This is a genomic window from Granulicella paludicola, assembly GCF_025685545.1.
In the GTDB taxonomy this organism is placed as follows: domain Bacteria; phylum Acidobacteriota; class Terriglobia; order Terriglobales; family Acidobacteriaceae; genus Granulicella; species Granulicella paludicola.
The window spans coordinates 245765-265052 of the sequence record NZ_JAGSYC010000021.1; the positions used below are offsets into that span (position 1 = coordinate 245765).

General features: G+C 60.4%; 19 protein-coding genes. 6 read left to right on the forward strand and 13 right to left on the reverse strand.

Translation table 11 applies throughout. The features are described 5' to 3' along the window. Positions 1–143 precede the first annotated feature (143 nt). Positions 144–836 (reverse strand): DUF4919 domain-containing protein, encoded by a 693-nt coding sequence (locus OHL14_RS05505; protein ID WP_263378323.1) that lies wholly within the window; start codon positions 834–836, stop codon positions 144–146. Between the two features lie 224 nt (positions 837–1060). On the opposite strand from OHL14_RS05505, the gene OHL14_RS05510 reads away from it, so the two are divergent. From OHL14_RS05510 to OHL14_RS05525, 4 genes are all read left to right on the forward strand, one after another. Next, entirely contained in the window at positions 1061–2758 is a 1698-nt protein-coding gene (locus tag OHL14_RS05510; RefSeq protein WP_263378324.1) for a tetratricopeptide repeat protein, read from the forward strand. A 5-nt stretch (positions 2759–2763) separates the two neighbouring features. Further along, complete coding sequence (locus OHL14_RS05515; RefSeq protein ID WP_263378325.1) at positions 2764–3189, forward strand: NfeD family protein; 426 nt, start codon at positions 2764–2766, stop codon at positions 3187–3189. An 89-nt stretch (positions 3190–3278) separates the two neighbouring features. Next, on the forward strand, positions 3279–3956 hold the full coding sequence (locus tag OHL14_RS05520) for a hypothetical protein (protein ID WP_263378326.1): 678 nt from the start codon (positions 3279–3281) through the stop codon (positions 3954–3956). A gap of 109 nt (positions 3957–4065) precedes the next feature. Next, positions 4066–4731 carry an SPOR domain-containing protein gene (locus tag OHL14_RS05525; RefSeq protein WP_263378327.1) on the forward strand — a complete coding sequence of 222 codons (666 nt, stop codon included), beginning with the start codon at positions 4066–4068 and terminating at the stop codon, positions 4729–4731. A 12-nt stretch (positions 4732–4743) separates the two neighbouring features. On the opposite strand, the gene OHL14_RS05530 is transcribed toward OHL14_RS05525, so the two are convergent. Then, positions 4744–5448, reverse strand: a complete 705-nt coding sequence (locus tag OHL14_RS05530) for a lysophospholipid acyltransferase family protein (protein ID WP_263378328.1) — start codon at positions 5446–5448, stop codon at positions 4744–4746. 51 nt (positions 5449–5499) lie between these two features. Between OHL14_RS05530 and OHL14_RS05535 the strand changes: the two genes are divergently transcribed. Beyond that, complete coding sequence (locus tag OHL14_RS05535) at positions 5500–6099, forward strand: GNAT family N-acetyltransferase (RefSeq protein ID WP_263378329.1); 600 nt, start codon at positions 5500–5502, stop codon at positions 6097–6099. On the opposite strand, the gene OHL14_RS05540 is transcribed toward OHL14_RS05535, so the two are convergent. The 10 genes from OHL14_RS05540 to OHL14_RS05585 all read right to left on the reverse strand — a co-directional run bounded on the left by OHL14_RS05540 (position 6096) and on the right by OHL14_RS05585 (position 17293). Next, a complete protein-coding gene (locus OHL14_RS05540) occupies positions 6096–6710 on the reverse strand; it encodes a hypothetical protein (protein WP_263378330.1) in 615 nt (204 codons plus the stop codon). The two genes, OHL14_RS05535 and OHL14_RS05540, sit on opposite strands and share 4 nt — an antisense overlap. Positions 6711–6725: 15 nt before the next feature. Further along, positions 6726–8153, reverse strand: a complete 1428-nt coding sequence (gene mpl / locus OHL14_RS05545) for a UDP-N-acetylmuramate:L-alanyl-gamma-D-glutamyl-meso-diaminopimelate ligase (RefSeq protein ID WP_263378331.1) — start codon at positions 8151–8153, stop codon at positions 6726–6728. After that, complete coding sequence (locus OHL14_RS05550; protein WP_263378443.1) at positions 8150–9040, reverse strand: S66 peptidase family protein; 891 nt, start codon at positions 9038–9040, stop codon at positions 8150–8152. Before OHL14_RS05550 ends, mpl begins: the two co-directional genes overlap by 4 nt. Before the next feature lie 2 nt (positions 9041–9042). Then, entirely contained in the window at positions 9043–9867 is an 825-nt protein-coding gene (dapF, locus tag OHL14_RS05555; RefSeq protein WP_263378332.1) for a diaminopimelate epimerase, read from the reverse strand. Then, complete coding sequence (locus OHL14_RS05560; RefSeq protein ID WP_263378333.1) at positions 9867–10640, reverse strand: MgtC/SapB family protein; 774 nt, start codon at positions 10638–10640, stop codon at positions 9867–9869. Before OHL14_RS05560 ends, dapF begins: the two co-directional genes overlap by 1 nt. Before the next feature lie 26 nt (positions 10641–10666). After that, positions 10667–12418, reverse strand: a complete 1752-nt coding sequence (locus OHL14_RS05565; protein WP_263378334.1) for a hypothetical protein — start codon at positions 12416–12418, stop codon at positions 10667–10669. A gap of 20 nt (positions 12419–12438) precedes the next feature. Next, positions 12439–13365 (reverse strand): PfkB family carbohydrate kinase, encoded by a 927-nt coding sequence (locus tag OHL14_RS05570; protein WP_263378335.1) that lies wholly within the window; start codon positions 13363–13365, stop codon positions 12439–12441. 62 nt (positions 13366–13427) lie between these two features. Next, positions 13428–14291 carry an S-methyl-5'-thioadenosine phosphorylase gene (gene mtnP / locus OHL14_RS05575; protein WP_263378336.1) on the reverse strand — a complete coding sequence of 288 codons (864 nt, stop codon included), beginning with the start codon at positions 14289–14291 and terminating at the stop codon, positions 13428–13430. Between the two features lie 100 nt (positions 14292–14391). Further along, entirely contained in the window at positions 14392–15978 is a 1587-nt protein-coding gene (locus OHL14_RS05580) for a UbiD family decarboxylase (protein ID WP_263378337.1), read from the reverse strand. A gap of 67 nt (positions 15979–16045) precedes the next feature. Next, positions 16046–17293 (reverse strand): acyltransferase family protein, encoded by a 1248-nt coding sequence (locus OHL14_RS05585; protein ID WP_263378338.1) that lies wholly within the window; start codon positions 17291–17293, stop codon positions 16046–16048. A 181-nt stretch (positions 17294–17474) separates the two neighbouring features. Here OHL14_RS05585 and OHL14_RS05590 point away from each other — a divergent pair, with 181 nt between their 5' ends. After that, positions 17475–18200, forward strand: a complete 726-nt coding sequence (locus OHL14_RS05590; protein WP_263378339.1) for an energy transducer TonB — start codon at positions 17475–17477, stop codon at positions 18198–18200. Positions 18201–18257: 57 nt separating this feature from the next. On the opposite strand, the gene OHL14_RS05595 is transcribed toward OHL14_RS05590, so the two are convergent. Further along, positions 18258–19214, reverse strand: coding sequence for a VTT domain-containing protein (locus tag OHL14_RS05595; RefSeq protein WP_263378340.1), 957 nt, complete (start codon positions 19212–19214; stop codon positions 18258–18260). Positions 19215–19288 lie beyond the last annotated feature (74 nt).

Consider the following 19288-nt stretch of genomic DNA (forward strand, 5'->3'; position numbering starts at 1 on the left):
TGATTTCGCGTGTGACCAAGTCCCGAGGATGGAAGAGCCTGGCTAAACCACGCGTCTTCTACCCTGTACCCCTTCAGTTTAGCGTGCGCTGCAAGCGATCACAAGAGATTTCGTAAGAGATTCAGAGCTTTTCCGGAGAGTCTTCAGCGAGCGGGTAGAACAACGGAAGCGACTGTCGTCGTGTGGCTTTCGGGGGTGGACTTGAACCACAGAACGTGCTCGCCGCCATCTTCCATGCGGACGGTGCGGCGGTCGTAAGCGCGGCCATCCGCGAGAACCGTGGCCTGCGATTCGGTGTCTGCATCGAGAACCATATTCACGACGAATTCTTCCTCGCTCCTGGAGACGGTCGACCATGCTTTCTGTTCCGTGCTGCCATCGCCAGAGGTCATGATCGACTTCACGAGGGCATCGACGATGCTACGTTCGCGGTCGGCAGACTGCTCCATGCCCATCTGCTGGTAGACGGTCATGGCGAGCAAGTGGCCCTCGGGGTTTGCCATGTTGTGAGCGATCACGGTCTGCGCGCCGCTGAGCGCTACCGGGAGATTCCCTTCATCGAGGCTTTTCAAGATGCGTTCGCGGGCAGGATGCCAGTCGTAGCCATCGAGACCTGCCTGCACGGCAACATTGCGGAACTCCGCCCAGTCGATGGAGAGATCGTTGCCGATGACACGGGTCTTCAGCGTCTCGTACTTACCCGTGGCGAGAGAACGCACGTCGATACCGGGGGCGCTGAGCGCCACACACTCTCCCACGCTCGCAAAGCTAAGGCCAAGAACGCCAAGACCGAGCAGATAGAACTTTCCCTTGAGCCTGAATGCGGCAGATCGCATAGGACATTCTCCGTGGGACAAATTGAAAGTGCGTTCTCAGTTAGATTAACCGCAAATTCACCTGTCTCACGTGCGTAGAAAGAAGTTTTATGCGGGTCATGGGAAATGGTGATGCTGGATCTGGGCTGTATAGGCGGGTTGATGGGCGTCGAGCATTTGGGACGAAGCGGCAAGCGTTGGGGGAGGGCAGGGCGAGGTGAGGGGCTAGACCTATAATGGCCGAGATGCGGTCTTTTTCTTTGAGCACACTACGTACGGGCTCCAACGCCTTGATCTTTCGGCCTTTGGCCCTGGTTGCCTGCCTGGCCGCGCTGCTGCCAGCGGGGGCACAAACGGCGGCTGTTCCCGGTGGACGGGTGGTGCTGGTGCTGCCGTTCGACAATCGCTCGGGCGATCCTTCGCTGAACTGGATCGGCGACTCTTTCCCGGACACGCTGAACAAGCGTTTGGAGTCGGCTGGGTTCCTGACCATCTCGCATGACGACCGCGTGTATGCCTACGACCATCTGGGTCTACCTTCGGACTTTCAGCCTTCGCGCGCGACCGCGATCCGCATCGCGCAACAACTGGACGCAAACTTCATCCTTATCGGCAGCTATACTCTCGCGAAGTCGGGTACGGCGACGCAGCCAGGCAGCGCGTCCGCGGCCAATGCCAGTTCTGCCGCCAACACCCGCATCACTATCCAGGCGCGGGTGCTTTCGCTGAACGACCTGATTCTGAAGGCTCCGGTCGAAGACTCGGCCGAGCTGGATCGACTCTTCGACGCCGAGAATGCGATTGCGTGGAAGACGGCGCGGGAGCTCGATCCCCACTTCAACGTGGCCGAACCGACGTTTTTGGCCGCACCGGGCGCGGTGCCGCTGGCCGCGTTCGAGGACTATATCCGCGGCACGAACAATGCGAACCCGGCGGAGCGCTTGAAGCGGCTGCAGGCGTCGGTGGCGCTGGTGCCGACATACGCTTCGGCGCTGCTGGCCCTGGGTAAAGAGCAGTTTGCGCAGCGCGACTATGCAGCCGCGGCTGCGACACTGGCCCGGGTGCCGCACAACGATCGCACGGCGCTGGAGGCGAACTTCTACCTGGGGCTGGCGCGGTTCAATACGGCTAACTATGCGGCCGCGGCTGATGCCTTTGCGTATGTGGCGACGAAGCTGCCGCTACCTGAGGTCATCAACAACCAGGCCGTGGCTTTGAGTCGGCAGAACAAGGACAGCGTAGCGCTGTTTCAGCGGGCGGCGACGGCGGACCCATCCGACGAGGACTACCACTACAACCTGGCGGTGGCGTACTACCGGCGCGGCGATACGCAAAACGCAGTGGTGGAGGTGATGGAGGCGCTGAAGCTGAAGCCGAACGACAACGAAGCGGCGGCGCTGAAGAGGCAGTTAGCGACAGTCGTGCCAGGAACGAAGATGGCGACGAGTGAAGGTGCGAGCTTTACTGCGGCGGAACGGATTCGCAGGAGCTACTCCGAGACGGGTTTTCGCCAGGCAGCGTTCCTGATGGACCAGATGCGGTCGGCGCGACTGGCGACGCTACCGGCGGCACAGCGGGCGGCGGAGTACACGCAGCAGGGCCGCGACTATCTCGCGGAAGGTCTGCTGCCGGAGGCGGAAGGACAGTTCCAGTCCGCGCTTGATGCCGACCCCAACGCCTACGAAGCACATGCGGGACTGGCGCAGATCCGCGATGCCAGCGGCGATGCGACGCAGGCACGCAAGCAGGCCCAGCTATCAAACCAACTCCACCCGAACGCGACCGCGTGGATGGTGCTGGCGCGACTGGATATGGCGGCGAACCAGATGCTGAACTGCGCAGAAGATGTAGCCCATGCGCTGCAGCTGGAGCCGGGGAACACCGCCGCGCAGGCAATGAAGGTCCTGCTGCAACAGCGCGGCCAGTGGGTACCGACAGCGTGATCGGCGTGCAGACCTTAGTTGCAGGGCTGAGCCCGGACGCGGCGGTATTGCTGCTGACGGTGGGAGTCGCACTGATTTATTACGAGCTGAACCGGCCGGGTTCGATCCTGCCGGGCGCGGTGGGGTTACTGACGGTGCTGCTGAGCGTGGCGGCGGTGGGGCAACACGGCGTAAATATGGTGGCTGTGGCGCTGATTCTTTCCGGAGTCGCGCTCCTGACGCTGAGTCTGCTACGTCCAACCCCCATGCTTTTATCCCTGGCGGCCACGGTGGCACTGATTGCAGGCCTGCGCTGGCTGCCGAAGTATAGCTGCTGCACGGCCGTCCACACGGGGGTCGCGGTGGGTTGCGGAGTCGCGCTGGGGGCAGGAACCTCAGTGCTTACGCGCATCGCCCGGCGCGCCCGCGTCAACAAAGGTTTAGACTATTGAGAGACCACAGAGCGGTTTTTGACCCTACGAACCTCGAAGCCGGTCTCGACTTGAATATGGCGCCTACGGGCGCCCGGAGCCTCCCAGACTTGATCCGCAAAGCCTTGCCCCTCTTCTCCGCCGTTCTGTTTGCCTGCACCGTTGCCAGCACATCTGCTCTGGCTCAGACGGACGCGGGCCTTCCCGAGACATCCCTTCAGAAGCAGCTCCACAAGCTCGACCTTGGTATCAGCGGCGTGGGCATTTACAACACGACGGTGAGCGGCCCGGTGAGTTCGCCGGTGGCGAACCAGGGTACGTCGACGGTGACACAGTATGGCTCGAACACCGCCGGTGCGATCGTGACGATCCGCTATGTCGCCAAGCCCTACGTTGGATTTGAGTTCAACTACGGCTACGCACGTTATACCGAGAACTACAGCGTGTCTCCGAGCCAGATTCAGACGAAGGCGACCGAGTATACGTTCGGCTACCTGGCGACGCCTCCGCATCCGATCTTCGGGCTGCAGCCATACCTTGGCGCTGGAGCGGGAACACAGGCCTTCAAGCCGACGGCGCATGGCGGGCAGGGTGCCCCGGAGCAGGCGCGCGCGACCTACTATTACACGGCGGGCGTCCAGAAGGCGTTGGGAGAAGGACACTTCGGTCTGCGCGCCGGCTTTCGGGAGCTGTTTTTCATCGATCCTGATTTTGGCCAGAACTACCTGACGATCACGAAGCGAGCGAACACGTATGAGCCCCAGATCGGGTTTTTTCTTCGCTACTAAATTGATGCGGAGACCGGTGCGGGGCGGATGTCGCCTCGCACTGCTACACTCTGGGTACGATTCCTGCACCACCTGCTGTCGCTGTTCATTTCAATCTGCATGAAGGACCATGAGCTACCTCCGCGAACAGGACGATCTCCGCAATCCTCGTGAAAACGAGATGGCCGCGCAAAAAGAGCATGAGCTGACGCTCAGCACGACTGCGATCTTCGGCATCTTTTTCGGGCAGGTGGTGCTGTGCGCCATCTTCTTCGGGTTTGGGTACTCGCTCGGCGGACACCGCTCGACGGGTGCGCTGCCGAGCGGGGATGCGACGGCGGCTTCGAATGCGAACTTCGGCAGCTTCAAGCCGGCGGCGGGAACGACTGCCGGGACGGTGAGCGCACGCCCGGCGGTGGTGGCTGCACCCGCGACGGCGGATGCTCCGGAAGAAACCCCTGCACCTCAACCGGTCGCCATCCCAGCCAGCGAGAGCAAGCCTGCGCCGGCGCCGATTGTGCGCAGCGCGCCGGTGGCGGTGGAGGCACCGAAGCCGGTGGCGGCAGCAGCGCCGACGACGGGCTATCTGGTGCAGGTAGCGGCGATCTCAATCAATCACCCAGACGACGCGACGATGTTGCAGAATGCGCTGCGGGCGAAGGGATATTCGGTGTCGGTACATCCCGGACCGGACCAGTTCATCCATCTGCTGCTGGGGCCGTTCAATGAACGCTCTGCAGCGGAGGCGATGCGTCAGCGCCTGCTGACGGATGGGTACACCGCTTACATCAAGTAGTCTGCTTGCGGCTTAGGAGCTGCGAGCGAGTTCCTGCTCCATGGCGCTGCGCACGGCGTCCATGAGATCTTCACGCGTCGCGTAGTCGGCGGGGCGGATGACGGGCAGGAACTTCACGACGGCCTCCCCTGGATAGATCTTCAGACTTCCCTTGCGCATCATCTTTGCAGTGCCTTGGATGATGATGGGCACCATCGGCGCGGCGGTTTCGGCTGCGAGGAAGAAGGCACCTTTCTTGAACGGGAGCAGATTGCCGTCGGGTGAGCGGGTGCCTTCCGGGAAGATGGTGATGTGCAGGCCGCTGCGAAGGGCATCGGCGGCGTATTCCACGCTGCGCTGCGCGTCTTCTTTGGAGTGCCCGCGGCTGACGGGCACGAATTTACCCATGCGCATGGCGGTGCCGAGCAGAGGAATCTTCATCAGCGACTTTTTCAGGAAGACGCTGGTCATGCCGGGTATCACCGGCAGCAGTACAGGTGGGTCGAGGTTCGAGACGTGGTTGCTGAGGAAGATGCACGACTCGCCCGCTGGGATGTTCTCTTTGCCTTCAACACGGACGCGGATGCCTGCGAACTTTACACCAAGGCGGATGATGCCCATGCCCCACGAGTACATGCGACGGAAATTGCCGCGCAATGCAGACCAAGGAATACCCACCATCGCTGCTGGAACACCCAGCAGCACAAACACGGACAGCATACGAAGAGCGGCAAACATATCGATTCAGGATACCGCGTTCGCGAGGCGACACCTCGTTACAATTTAGTGATGGACGCGAAGACAAAGCAGGACTTTACTATCCGCCCGGCCACGGCGGAGGATGTTCCAGGTCTGCTGGAGCTGATTGAGCTTTCAGTGCGAGGGTTGCAGACGAACGATTATTCGCCAACGCAGATCGATGCGTCGATCGGCAGTGCGTTCGGTGTGGACCGGCAGCTGATCGCCGATCAGACGTACTTTGTGGCGACCCCGGTGGATGAGCCAACGACGTTCGTCGCGTGTGGTGGATGGAGCTACCGCAGCACGCTGTGCGGCAGCGATGCGATGACGGTAACGCACGGCGGCGTGCAGCGCAGTGCTTCGACGCTCGATGCCGCCAGGGATTTTGCGAAGATCCGTGCCATCTTTGTGCATCCGGCGTGGGCGCGGCGCGGGTTGGGTACAAGAGTGCTGGAGCACGCGGAAGACGCAGCGAAGGCTGCTGGTTTTACGAGGCTCGAGATGGGCAGCACCCTGACCGGAAGGGCGCTGTACAAGCTAAAGGGATACATCGAACGCGAACGCGCGGACGTGCCGCTGCCTAATGGTGAGGACCTGCAGATCATTCGCATGGAAAAGGTGCTTTCAGAGCAGGACAGTAGGGACTAAACCGGATAGGGTGCGATGAGGCTCTTCGGCACAAAGGGGACATACACCTGCTGATAGCCTCCGATGAAGAAGACCTTCACCTCGTTACTTCGGCCTGCGGCAGTGAGCTGCTGGGCCTCGGCGTGGTTGACGGGCTGGTGCGTTCCCTGCCCTGTGAGCACCGGGATGCCGCCATTCGGTGCGCGCATCATCCAAAGCTCATCGACGTTGCTCCAGTCGTAGCAGACTGCGAGCATCGCGCGCATGGCCTTCAACACCTGTGCCCGACGTTGTGCGGGTGGCTCGCCGGCATAGTTGCGTTCCCAGCGCTTCACGATCTCTTCGTCGACCCACCATGGACCTGCGCCATTCTGTCTGGCTTTATCCACGCCACGAAACAGAACGGCCTTCCAGACCTTCGCTTCGACGGCCTGCTTCGATCCGAACTCATGCACACCTCCAGAGCTCCGCAGCCGCTGGACGACCTCTGCCGCCTTCTTCTGGCAGAGCATAGGGTTGGGCTTTCCGTTCTTCAACAACGCCTGGTAGTCAGGCTGGCCAATCAATGCCGGGTACGTCTGGCTGGTAAGAAGCCGCGCCAGTTCCTTCTCCGCCTGGGGATACATCGTCACACCTCACCGCGATCTTCATGCAGGGCCCGAGGTACGCTTCAACTCCGAAGGAAGTTTCTCATAAATACCTCCGAAGCCGCCGTTGGAGAGAATTGCGACGACATCTCCAGACATAAGACGAGGCGACAGTTCTGCAATTATCGCCTCGGCATCCGCGCACAGCACCGCAGGTAGTCCCCTGGCGGTGAGAGCGTCGATAACGTGCGATGGATCGAGACGCTCTGCAGCAGGGATGGCTTCGCTCTTGAAAACGGCGGCGAGGACGACCTGATCGGCGAGGGCGAGTGAGTCGACGAGTTCATGCTCAAAGACGCTACGGCGCAAGGTATTCGAGCGCGGCTCAAGGACGGCGAAGAGGCGGCGGCCAGGGTAGGCTCCCCTCAGAGCACGCAGCGTTTCGCGGATGGCCGTGGGATGGTGCGCGAAGTCGTCGATGACGGTGATGCCGGCGACCTCCGCGCGAACTTCAAGGCGACGCTTGACGCTCTTGAAGGTGGCCAGAGCTTCCACGATAGCCTCCACCGGGATGCCCTGCCCCGCTGCGAGCGCAGCTGCAGCTGTGGCGTTCAGAGCGTTGTGCTCTCCCGCCATCGGCAACGAGAGCTTTGCAAACGGCTCGCCGTGATGGAGCAACGTCCAGTGTGTCGTTGCGCCCGGCTTCATGTCGATTGCCCGCCAGGTCGAAGTCTCCGCAAAGCCGTAACGCTCAACCTTGCAGAAGGCCTTCGTGCAGCACTCGGTGACGTTCTCGCTGCCGTCGAAGGCGACAAGCCGGCCACGCCGTGGAATGAGGTTCACCATGCGCTTGAACGCAGTCTTTACGGCGTTCAGATCCGTGTAGATATCTGCGTGGTCAAACTCGACGTGCGTGAGGATGGCGGCATCGGGAAAGTAGTGCAGGAACTTAGGACCTTTATCGAAGAAGGCAGTATCGTACTCGTCGCCTTCGAGCAGGAAGGGCTTCGTCGCCTCCTGAACATGAAAGCTGGTTCCAAAATTTTCAGCCACCCCACCGATGAGGAAAGACGGCTTCCACTTCGGATCGGTCAAGGCGGCGACTTCGTAGATCCATGCCAACATGCTGGTCGTGGTGGTCTTGCCGTGTGTGCCGCAGACAATCATGCGTTCGCGACCGAGGAGGAACTCGTCGTGGATGAGCGCGGCCATGCTGGTCATCGGAATGCGCTCATCGAGCACACGTTCCAGCTCAGGATTCCCACGAGAGATCGCGTTGCCGACAACGACCAGGTCTGGCGTTTCGTCGAGATTGCGTTCGCTGTACGGCTCCATGATGGCGATGCCCATGGCTCGAAGCTGATCGCTCATCGGCGGATAGGCCGCGGTGTCCGAGCCAGTGACGCGGTGGCCTTGCGCACGTAGCATCCCTGCGAGGGAAGCCATCGCGGTGCCGCAGATGCCGATCAGATGGATGTGTTTGCTCATACTGTCAGTTCCGTTCCGTTCATCGTGACCCACGCTCCGAGAGGCACACTGCAGTTGCGTCGCTGCACGTGTCCGCAATTGAGACCGATGGTGATGGGCCCGTCAAAATTCCGCAGCGCGTGAAGACAGGCGGCCTCCATCAGCGCCATCTCGTTCGGCTCTATGTTTGCGCTCATGTCTCCGAGCACGATGCCACGCACGTTCTTCAAGGCTCCTGCAAAGATGAGGTGTTGCAAAAAACGATCCCACTTATAGGGCTTGGTGCCGATGTCCTCGAGAAACAGGATCGTAGGCTCCTCTATCTTGAGTGCCCACGGGGTTCCAAGCGCTTCACAAAGGATCGAAAGGCAACCGCCAAGCAGACGCCCCTCGGCCCAGCCTTCCCGCAGGATCGAAACGCCGTCAGTCTTCGAGACGCTCCAGCTATCATCGCCTTGCAGAGCTGACCGCCATGTCCGTTCATCGACTCCATCCGGTTTCGACCAATCGGCTGCGACCATCGGGGCGTAAAACGTCGGCAAAGCGCATTCGTTCCAGAACCAGGCGTGAAGCGAAGTGTGATCGCTATAACCGACGAAGACTTTGGGATGTAGGCAAATGAGATCGCGATCGAGCAGAGGCAGCAATTCGGCGGAACCCCAGCCACCGCGAGTGCAGAGAATACCGTCGATGGTGTCATCGGCAAACGCTGCATGAAGATCGACCACGCGTTCAGCAGCGGTGCCCGCATAGTAGAGCGGCCCTCGCGACAAGGCGTGGGGCATCAGCACAGGCTCATAGCCGAAGACACGCAGGCGATCCACGCCAGCTTCCACGAGCTCCCGCTTGGCATGGCTGGCAGGCGAGACGACAGCCACGCGGCTGCCTCGACGCAGACGCGGTGTCACGATCAAAACTCAACCTCTCCGGTGCAGACGATCTCGGCGGGGCCGGTCAGCAACATCTCGCTCTGAGCGTCCGGCCACACCACCTGCTGTGTCCCACCCTGCGCGATAGCCGACAGCGTGCGTGCTGTCTCTCGCAGAGACATCGACGCTGAAGTTGAGGCGCAGGTTCCGGTGCCGCTGGAGGTAGTGGGACCGCAGCCGCGCTCAAAGATGCGAAACTCGATCTCGTCCTTCGAGCGCACGCGAACGAACTCCACGTTGGTCCCGAATTTGAAGAGCGAATCGACGGCGATCTTAGCGCCGAGTGCCTGCCAGCTTTGGCCGTGGCTGCTGAAGTCGTCGTTGTCCACGAAGATGACGTAGTGGGGGTTGCCGACATTGACCATCGCGCCGTCGATCACGCCGTCAACACCGGCGATTTCGATTTTGCGCGGCATCACGCGGGGTACGCCCATACCGCTCTCGATCCACCACTCAGCGCCTTTGCGCTCGACGACACGGCAACTGCGAACGCCGCCATGGGTTCCAAGCGCAATCTGCTCAATGCCCTCACTCGCTGCCAACCATGCGGCGACACAGCGCGTGCCGTTGCCGCTGAGCTCGGCTTCGCTGCCGTCGGCGTTGAAGAGGCGCAGAAAGAAGGTGCCGTCCGCGCGGCGATCGAGGAACTCGATGCCATCGGCGCCGATGCCGGTGTTGCGTGCGCAAAGCTTTCGCGCCATGGCTGCATGTTTGCCCTGCGCCAGCGCCTCTTCAATCACCAGAAAATCATTGCCACAGGCGTGGGCCTTTACGAACTTCACTACATTTCCATCTACTGCGCTCACTACTCTTCCTCCGAATCTTTGAACGCCACAACCTGATCCGTCGCATCACTTTCGCGCAGCTCCGCCAGCAGACGTTGATGGACCTTCAGGGTTGCGACCACGGTGAAGGCAACTCGCTCGATGCCTGCGACGTTATCGCGCTCCAGCACGCTCAACCGCTGCCCTGCTGAATCAAGCACCTTCAGGATTGTCCGCTGCATCCGATGCAGCGCAATGGTCGTCTGGTCCTCCATCGCCGCAGCTTTATCTTCGCCGACTACATCTGCGGACGGCGTTGCGCCTATATCCGCGCGGACCTCGTAGATCATCGGGAAGCGCTTCCAGGCGAGCTTCATCTCAAAGACGCCGACAGTCTGTAACGCCATCAACACCAGACAGGTGGCTACGAATGCGACCACGTAGAGGCCTGCACCGCAGGTCATACCGATGGCGGCAACGACGAAGACGGTAGCCGCACTGGTGAGACCGAAGACGCGGCTCTTGGAGTGCATGATGAGGCCAGCGCCAAGGAACCCGATGCCCTGCACGATGTTTGCGGCGACCTGTCCTTTATTCGCGGTGGAGTCACCGGCGAGGACCTCGCTCATGATGGTGAACAGCGCGGCGCCCATGCAGATGAGCATGTTGGTGCGCAGACCGGAGTCCTTACGCCGCCACTCGCGCTCGATGCCGATGATGCCGCCCATCACGCACGACATCAGCAGACGCTTGACCGATGTGCCCGAAAGCACTGCGTCCTGAAGCCACGAGAAATGAATGTGCGAAGGGTCCATGATCGTTGCCAGAATACTACCCGGCGTTACTTCGCGGGGATGTTCGCGCCCTTCGCAGGACTCAAGTTCCACACCTCGCTCTGATAGACGCGGGCGCAGGGCTGACCAGAGGTGCAAAGGACTTCGAGTTCCTTGAGGCCTTCGGGATGTTCCTTGACTGCCTGGTCGACGGGGTCGCCAGCGATGGCGATAACGAAGGACGCACTGTGGGCAGGGTCCTTCAGCGCGGGGTCCCAGGTCATCGAATCGTTCTCGCTCACCATGCTTACGAGGGTTCGACCAGACTCCTGCACCGCGCCCACATGCGCCGAGAGCGCCATCATCACAGGCTCATCCGGCGGCATCTGCTGCAACGCGAACGTGATCGCTTTCTCGAAAGCTACCCGCGTGGTCGCATTGACCTGGCCTTCTTTCAGCACGAGCGGAATATGGATGGCCATACCGACAAAGTTTGCTACGCAGAGAAGCATCGCGAAGGGCTGCCATACACGCGCCGCGACCTTCCACCAGCCCTCCGAGTGAATACGAATCCAAATGTCCAGCCGCTCCGCAGCGAGCGAGCCGTAAATAGCAAACGCCGGAAGCATCTCCATTCCATAGCGTGCGTTGTAGTACGCATGCGGCCACAGCTGCGGTATGAAGATCGGCACCGATCCGTAAGCTACCGAGTAGATGTAGAACGGCAACGGCACCCAGAGAAGCAGACCGTATTTGAGCGAGATGCGGGTCGACAGCTCCTGCTTGCTGCGGTCGAGGAGATCGGTCGTCGTGTTGCGCAGGCTCAACCAGAGGCCATAGAGCGAGGCGAGCATCAGTCCGAAGCCCGTCTCCCAGAAGGCGGCATCGATCTGTGCCGTACGCGTGTAAAACAGCAGTGCCCAGCCCATGTTGTGCCAGCCGCGATAGTGCTGGCCGGGAGGCGCGGTCTTGCGCTCGATCTGTTTGGCAGAGTAGGGCCCACGCAGGAAGTCGAGCCAGTCGCCCTCGAAGTGCGCGTTATACCAGAACCACAGCAGCGGCCCCGCGACACACAGCACAGTAAAGATGCCGAACGCGACCTTGACGCTATCGCGGGTCTCCTTCGAACTCTTCCAGAGGGTCCACGCGAAGCAACACCACAAAACCGCGCCAACGATCCAACCGTCGTAGCGCGTGAAGACCATACCCGCAACCAGCAGGCCCGCGAGCACCATACGGCCTTTTGCTGCTGCGGTCCGATTCTCACGCAGCGCGGAGATGCCTTCCATCGTAACGACGATGCTCCACACGAAGAGCATGAGGAAGAGCGCTTCGGTCATCGCTGTCGTGGCGAGGAAGAGCAGGTTCGCGTTGAGAGCGTAGAACGCGGTAGCCACTAGTGCCCAGCGGACGCGCATCATGCGGCGAGACAACCGCCACATGCCCGCCACGCTGATCGCAAAGCTGAGGGTCGACATGGGCGCGGCGGCAAGGCCGGTCTGCCATAGCTGCATGCTGCGGATGAATGGAACGATAAGCAGATGCGGCAGGGGCAACCACACACCACCCATCTGCGCGAGGCCAGGATAGTGCGCGTCGACAATGCGGCGCGCAATCGCAAGATGCGCAACCGCGTCGCCGTAGAGTAAGAGATATCCGCGCGAGTAGCACACCAGCAGTGCTGCGAAAGCCAGCATCACGCCCGCCGCAAACGCCGGATACGTCTCTCCGCGCATCACCGGTCGGATGGCTTCGGGATCGCCCAGAGCCACCACCGGCACCTGCTTCACCAGACTTCTGCGCGGGGCCAACCTCTTCATCTTGTCTCGATTCTTTCGGGTTACAGGTGCGAAATCTGCTTCAACTGCTGGAAGCGAGCTTCGATCTCTTCACGCGTGGTGCGCTGTAGGCGCTCGGTGCCGAACTGCTCGACCGAAAGCGAACCCATCACGCAGCCATAGAACATAGCAGTGCGGAAGACCTCAGGCGTTAGCTTGCCCTGCGAAGCGATATAGCCGTAGAAGCCACCTGCAAAGGAATCGCCTGCGCCCGTCGGATCGACGACCTCTTCCTGCGGAGTCGCCGGAGCACGGAAGATGCCTGCCGAGGAGTTATCGCCAAAGCTACGCTCGGAGAAGAACGAGGCCGAGCCATGCTCCGCGTATTTGACGACGAGCGACTTCGGACCAAGCTCCAGCACCTTCTTCGCGCCACGCACCCAGTTCGTCTCGCCGCTCAGCATCAGCACTTCCTTGTCGTTGATGATCAGGACGTCCAGCTCCTCCAACACCTTCAACAAGTTGTCGCGATGAGCCGCGATCCAGTAATTCATCGTGTCGCCGGCGACGAGCTTCACGTTCGGCATGGCAGCGCGCACTTTCGACTGCAGCACGGGGTCGATGTTCGCGAGGAACAGGTACTCGCTGTCAAGATAGCTTGCGGGGATCTTCGGCTCGAAATCGGCGAAGACATTCAGGTCGGTCGCCAGCGTCTGCGCCTCGGCGAGGTTTTGCACGTAGCTGCCGGTCCAGTGGAAGCTCTTGCCGACAACGTGCTCAATACCGGTCGTGTCGACACCCTTCGAAGTCAGCACGGCCTCATGCTCAGGCAGGAAGTCTTCGCCTACAACACCAACGACGCGCACCTTCGTGAAGAAGCTTGCGGCCAGTGCAAAGTGCGTGGCAGCGCCGCCGAGCACACGTTCGCGCTTGCCGCTCGGGGTTTCAAGAGAATCAAACGCGACTGAACCTACAACGAGAATGGACAAGAATATGCTGCCTTTCCTTCGATCGATCTTATGTGGCGATGAGGTGCCAGACACCTCAGAACTTACCAGTACTTCCCGAACAGCAGATCGAGTTTCTTACGGGTATCAGCCGGGATCATGGTCTTGTCGGTCATAGTGGCGAACTTGGCTGCACTCTGTGCAGGCGAAGCGCTCAGGTCGGTCGGCATCAGGCGAACCGCAGCCTTCACCACCTTTTGCGCGTTACCACTGTTCTGATGCATGACGGCGATCACCTGCTCGATCGTCACGGCGTCGTGGCCTTCGAACCAGCAGTCGTAGTCGGTGACCATGGCGAGCGTGGCATAGCTCAACTCAGCCTCGCGAGCCAGCTTGGCCTCCTGCAAATTCGTCATGCCGATGATGTCCGCACCCCAACTGCGATAGAGATGCGATTCAGCTTTGGTCGAGAATTGTGGGCCTTCTATGCAAATGTAGGTGCCACCAAGTTTGCCGACGACGCCGACCTCTTCGCACGCCTTCGCGAACACATCGCTCACAATCGGGCAGACCGGATCGCCGAAGGCGACATGGCCGACGACGCCGTTGCCGAAGAAGGTGGCGCTGCGTGCAAAAGTACGATCAATAAATTGATCTGGAATTACGAAGTCGGTGGGCTTGTGCTCTTCCTTGAGCGAGCCGACAGCACTGACCGAGAGTATGCTCGTCACGCCGAGCGACTTCATCGCGTAGATGTTCGCTTTGAAGTTCAGTTCGCTGGGCAGAATGCGATGGCCTTTGCCATGGCGCGCGAGGAATGCGACATCGCGCCCCTCCAGCTTGCCCAGCAGGAACACTTCACTCGGATCACCGAACGGCGTCTCGATCTTCTCCTCACGTACGTCCGTAAGGCCATCCATGTTGTACAGCCCGCTGCCGCCGATGATGCCAATCTCTGCCTTCGCCAAAACAATCTCCCACAAGCAATATCAGCGCTTCTGCGCCTCTACAAGTATAGCTGTGATGGCACCGCAGACGTGTGGGATTCCCCACGCGGGGCTGGCCAGCTTACTCGATACCTAGTTTCTTCCAAACGGCATCCATCTTCGCCTTGACGTCCTTTGACATCGTCAGCATCGAAGGCCATTGCCGCGTGAAGCCTTCGGCAGGCCACTTGCGCGTCGCGTCTATGCCCATCTTGCTGCCGAAGTTCGGCAGGCGGCTCGCATGGTCGAGCGTATCGACCGGGCCCAGCGTGAACTGGATGTCGCGTTCAGGGTCAATGTTGTTCCCTGCTCTCAGCATCACCTCAGACACATCCTGCACATCGCAGTCTTCGTCGACCACCACGATGCACTTCGTAAACATCGCCTGCCCCAGGCCCCAGATGGCATGCATCACTTTGCGCGCGTGCCCTGCGTAGCTCTTGCGGATGCTGACGATCATCAGGTTGTGCGCGACGCCTTCGGCGGGCAGGTTGATGTCGATGATCTCGGGGATGGTCAGCTTCATCAGCGGCAGGAAGACGCGCTCCACTGCCTTGATCATCCAGGTGTCTTCCATGGGCGGCTTGCCAACGACGGTTGCCGCATAGATGGGGTCCTTGCGGTGGGTGATGCAGGTGATGTGAAAGACCGGGTACTCGTCCTGCATGGTGTAGAAGCCGGTGTGGTCGCCGAACGGTCCCTCTGTGCGAAGTTCGCCTAGCTCCACATAACCTTCCAGCACGATCTCTGCATGCGCGGGCACGTCGAGATCGACTGTCTCGCACTTCACCAGCTCCACAGCCTTCTGTCGCAGGAAGCCCGCGATGATGTATTCCTCTACCTCCGGCGGAGCGGGCACAATCGCACTGAAGGTCGTCGCCGGATCGGTACCGATGACCACGGCGACTTCCATTCGTTCGCCGCGAATCTTCGTCACCACGTGCTGCGGCATCGAGTGTGACCCTGCGGCGGCCGTACCGCCTGCGGTCATCGCCATCACCTCGACCTGCCCTGCTGCATCGTCCGCAGCGGCACGCATACGATCACGCGCGTGCTCTGCCGCCACCTTCTGCCGCTGCCAGTGCATGCCCGTGCTCTGGCCGTCGTACACCTGCATGCGATACATGCCGAGATTGCGCTTGCCACTCTTCGGATCCCGTGTGGTCACGCATGGCAGCGTGATGTACCGGCCGCCGTCCTCCGGCCAGGTCTGCAGCACCGGGAACTTCAGTACATCAACATCGTCGCCGCGCAGGATGACCTCTTTGCATGAGGCGTTCTTCGCTGCGATGGTCTTCGGGAAATAGCCGCCCACCTCAGCGAGCATCGGCAGCATCTTCAGCTTGTCGAACATGCCCACCGGGGCGACAGGATGGATCAGCACATCAATACGCTTGGCGACATCATCGAGCGAGTCCACCTCCAGCGCCATCTGCATACGCCGCGTGGAGCCGAACTGGTTCATCAGCACCTTCGCACCGGGATAGCCAGTGATGTTCTCAAACAGCAGCGCCGGCCCACCCGCCTTCGCTGTTCCCTTCCCGCTCTTCGATGCCCGATCGGCGATCTCTGCCATCTCCAGGATCGGCGAAACTTCAGCCGTAACCCGCTTTAACTCGCCTGCCTTATCCAGCGCCTTGATCCACTCGCGCAGACTTTCGTATGCCACGTCCGTACCTCGTTCTTAGCTCTCAATGAATCATTTCATAGGGGAGGCAACGTTTCACGCAGCTCGGCTACATCTTCCAGAACCACTTTTTATGCCACAGCCACAGGTTGGGCAGAAAGCACACAGCGACAAAAGCAATCGCAAAGGCCAGCGACGTCCACACCGTGGAGTCGTGCCGAGCAAATATCCCGAAGTACGCCAGTGACCAGAGGCTCGTCTTCGCTGCTCCCAGCTTGAAATAGAGCGCAGCCTTTACCAGCACCGCCGAGGTCGTGTAGGCGGCCATCGCGTTGGATCCAAAGACGAACCAGGGGCAGGTTACGAGCGTCAACGCGGCGGGCCATGGCTGCGGGCGATCATCCACGACCCAGCTCAACAAGGCCAGCACTGTGGTCGCAAGGCCTGCGGTCAGCAGCACAAAGCTGCTCGTCCAGAGATTCTTGTTGATGAAAAACCAGTGACCCCAGGTCCATCCAGCCAGGAACATCGCCGCGCCAAAGACAAGTAGACCTTGACGCATTCGCCCCATGCCTGCTGGATCTCGCAACCACTCGGGTCGCTTCATCCACATACCCACCAGCGCGCCGATCAGCACGGTACCAACAGCCGGCAGTGTGCTGAGTAGACCTTCGGGATCGCTGGTCTTGCGATAGAGAGCACCCGTGTGCAGCCAATGCCGTGTCCAGGCGACAAAGCCTCGGTCTACCCAGGCAGTCAGGTTTGTGACCTCGTCCATGAAGGGAAAGTCGCGTCCAGGCATACCCGCTCCGGGGACAGGTACCCAGCGCAGCAAGATCCAATAACCAAGCAGGAGCGCCACCACAATACCCACAACGACGGCCGCCTGCCTGCGCAGCTTCATGGTTGCGATCAATACCAGCCCTGCGAATAACGAGCAAATCGCAATGCGCGGAATCACTCCATAGAAGCGCATGGCCCAGTGCATCCGAGGGAAGAAATTCAGCAAAAAGGCGAGCAACAAGAGCTTGCCCGTGCGAGCAAAGATATGTGCCGTCAATGAGCCGCGACAGCTCCCCTTCGCTGCACGAGATGCAAGGCTGTAGACCATCGAGGCGCCAACGAGGAACAGGAAGGTTGGAAAAACAAGGTCTGTGAGCGTCCAACCGTTCCACTCCGCATGGTCGAGTTGCCGAAACAAGTGATTCCAGTCACCGGGGTCGTTGACGAGGATCATCAGCGCAATCGTTAGCCCGCGCAGTACATCTATCGAGTGCACCCGCCGAGGCGCGGTGACAGTCTTTTCGAGCGATGGTTCCTTCAGAAGGGTCCCGGGGGCCGTAACAGTCGCAGACATTACCTTTTATCTTCTCCTGAAGTCATTGCGAACGCCATAGCTGTGCCATTTGTTCGATGCGAAGAATCCGTTTCGAGAGGGCTGGCGGAACATCCCAGGAAACCTCGGTGTCTAAGCCGACATACGCATTCCTCGCTGGGTGCGCACATCGAAGTTCATCCTGTTCGTTCGAGGTGCCGCCATGTTTGTTGAATCTCTCGTTGAATCCACTCCGTTACTCCGCAGCCGCAACCGCGCTCCTGCGATGATCGCCATCGCCTCGCAATGTGCACTTGTGGCAACTCTTGTCGCCATTCCCATCCTGCATCCCGAGGTACTCGGCGCGGGGCCGATGAAGCTTTCCGTGCTGGCACCCCCGCCACTACCAGCGCCCAAACCGCCGCCGATTCCACGTCCGCATGTCGAGACGGCGGTTGCCACGTCGGCACCCTCCGCGCCCGCGGCAACCTCGTCCGTCCTCCGTGTAATCCAGGGCATAATTCACTCAACCGGAACCCCTGTAGACACACCGCTACTCGCATCAGGCATAGCGATGGGGCCGAACAGCCCTGCATTGCCTTCGGGCCCTGAAGACATTGCACCGAACGTGGTCGTCAGGCCCACCGCAAACACCATGCCGGCGAGGATCTCCGGCGGAGTCATCGCCGGTCTGCTGCTCGCGCCGATTCAGCCCATCTATCCACCGATTGCGAAAGCCAGCGGCACCCAGGGAACGGTCGTCGTCGCGGCGATCATCTCAAAGCAAGGCCACATAGAGAGCGCACACATCCTGAGTGGTCCGATCATGCTGCAAAGCGCTGCCCTCAACGCCGTCCGGGCCGCCCGCTACCACCCCTACCTACTGAATGGAGAGCCTACCGAGGTTGAGACAACCATCAACATCAACTTCCGCCTGGGAGGTGGCTAAGTACAAGAGGGAGGAGAGTGACTGACACTCTCCTCCCTGGACTTCCTCAACCCAAAACTAGACGGTCTCCACAACATCCAGCGGATAGCCCGCGTCCTTCCACCCCTGCAGACCGCCACGCAAAGGACGCACCCTCCGTATCCCCAGGCGGCGCAGCTCCAGGGCTACCTTCGCGCTGGTCTCTTCGCTCGGGCAGGTGCAGTACAGTACGACATCCCTGTCGCTGGGAATCATCTCGCGCTGCCGCTTCAACTCTTCAGGCCCGATGCGAATCGCCCCGGGCAGCATCAGCGGATCGCTCAATACATCCAACGGATGCCGCAGGTCCACGATAAACGGACGGTCCTCACCGTCGCTCACCGCCGTATCGATCATCGCCATAAGTTCGCCCGGCTCCAGCCGCAATCCACGTAGCTCGTTGCGGAACTGGCGTTTCTTCCATAAGCGATTCCCAAGAATAGCTAGGATACCCACCACGACCAGCAAAGGTGCCCCATGTTTCAACAAGCTGAAGAAATCTTCACTGCGCTTGGCCAGGTCTCCGAAGAACCGGCCCGCAAACAACCACGCACCCGCCCAGATCAACGAGCCCGCCATATCGTAGGCTACGAATACGGGGTAGCTAATGCCCGCCTGGCCAGCGATTGGGGCGGCTACCGTGCTCAAACCAGGCACAAACTTCGCGAACAGGAGCGTCACTGCACCGCGCTTTGTCATCGTGCCCTGTGTTTTTGCCACGCAAGTCGTCGACTCCAGCGAGAAGCGGCATAGCAGATCGAGTATCTTGCGGCCAAAGCGCTTGCCCAGCCAGTACCACATCGAATCCGACAGCAGGCAAGCCAACAAGATGACCGGCAGTACATACGCAATGTGCAGGCGATGAGCAGCACTCATCGTACCCGCGGCGAGCATTACCGGCACGCTGGGAATCGGTACTCCGCCCTGCTCGACGAGGACCCAGCCGAACAGAATGGAATACGCGTGATGTTCAAACAGCCGTAACAGCGAAACCATGGCCGCGCCTCTCTAAAACCAACCCACCGGAATACCTATACGATGTTCGCACTAATCATTCGTTGCGGAAACCT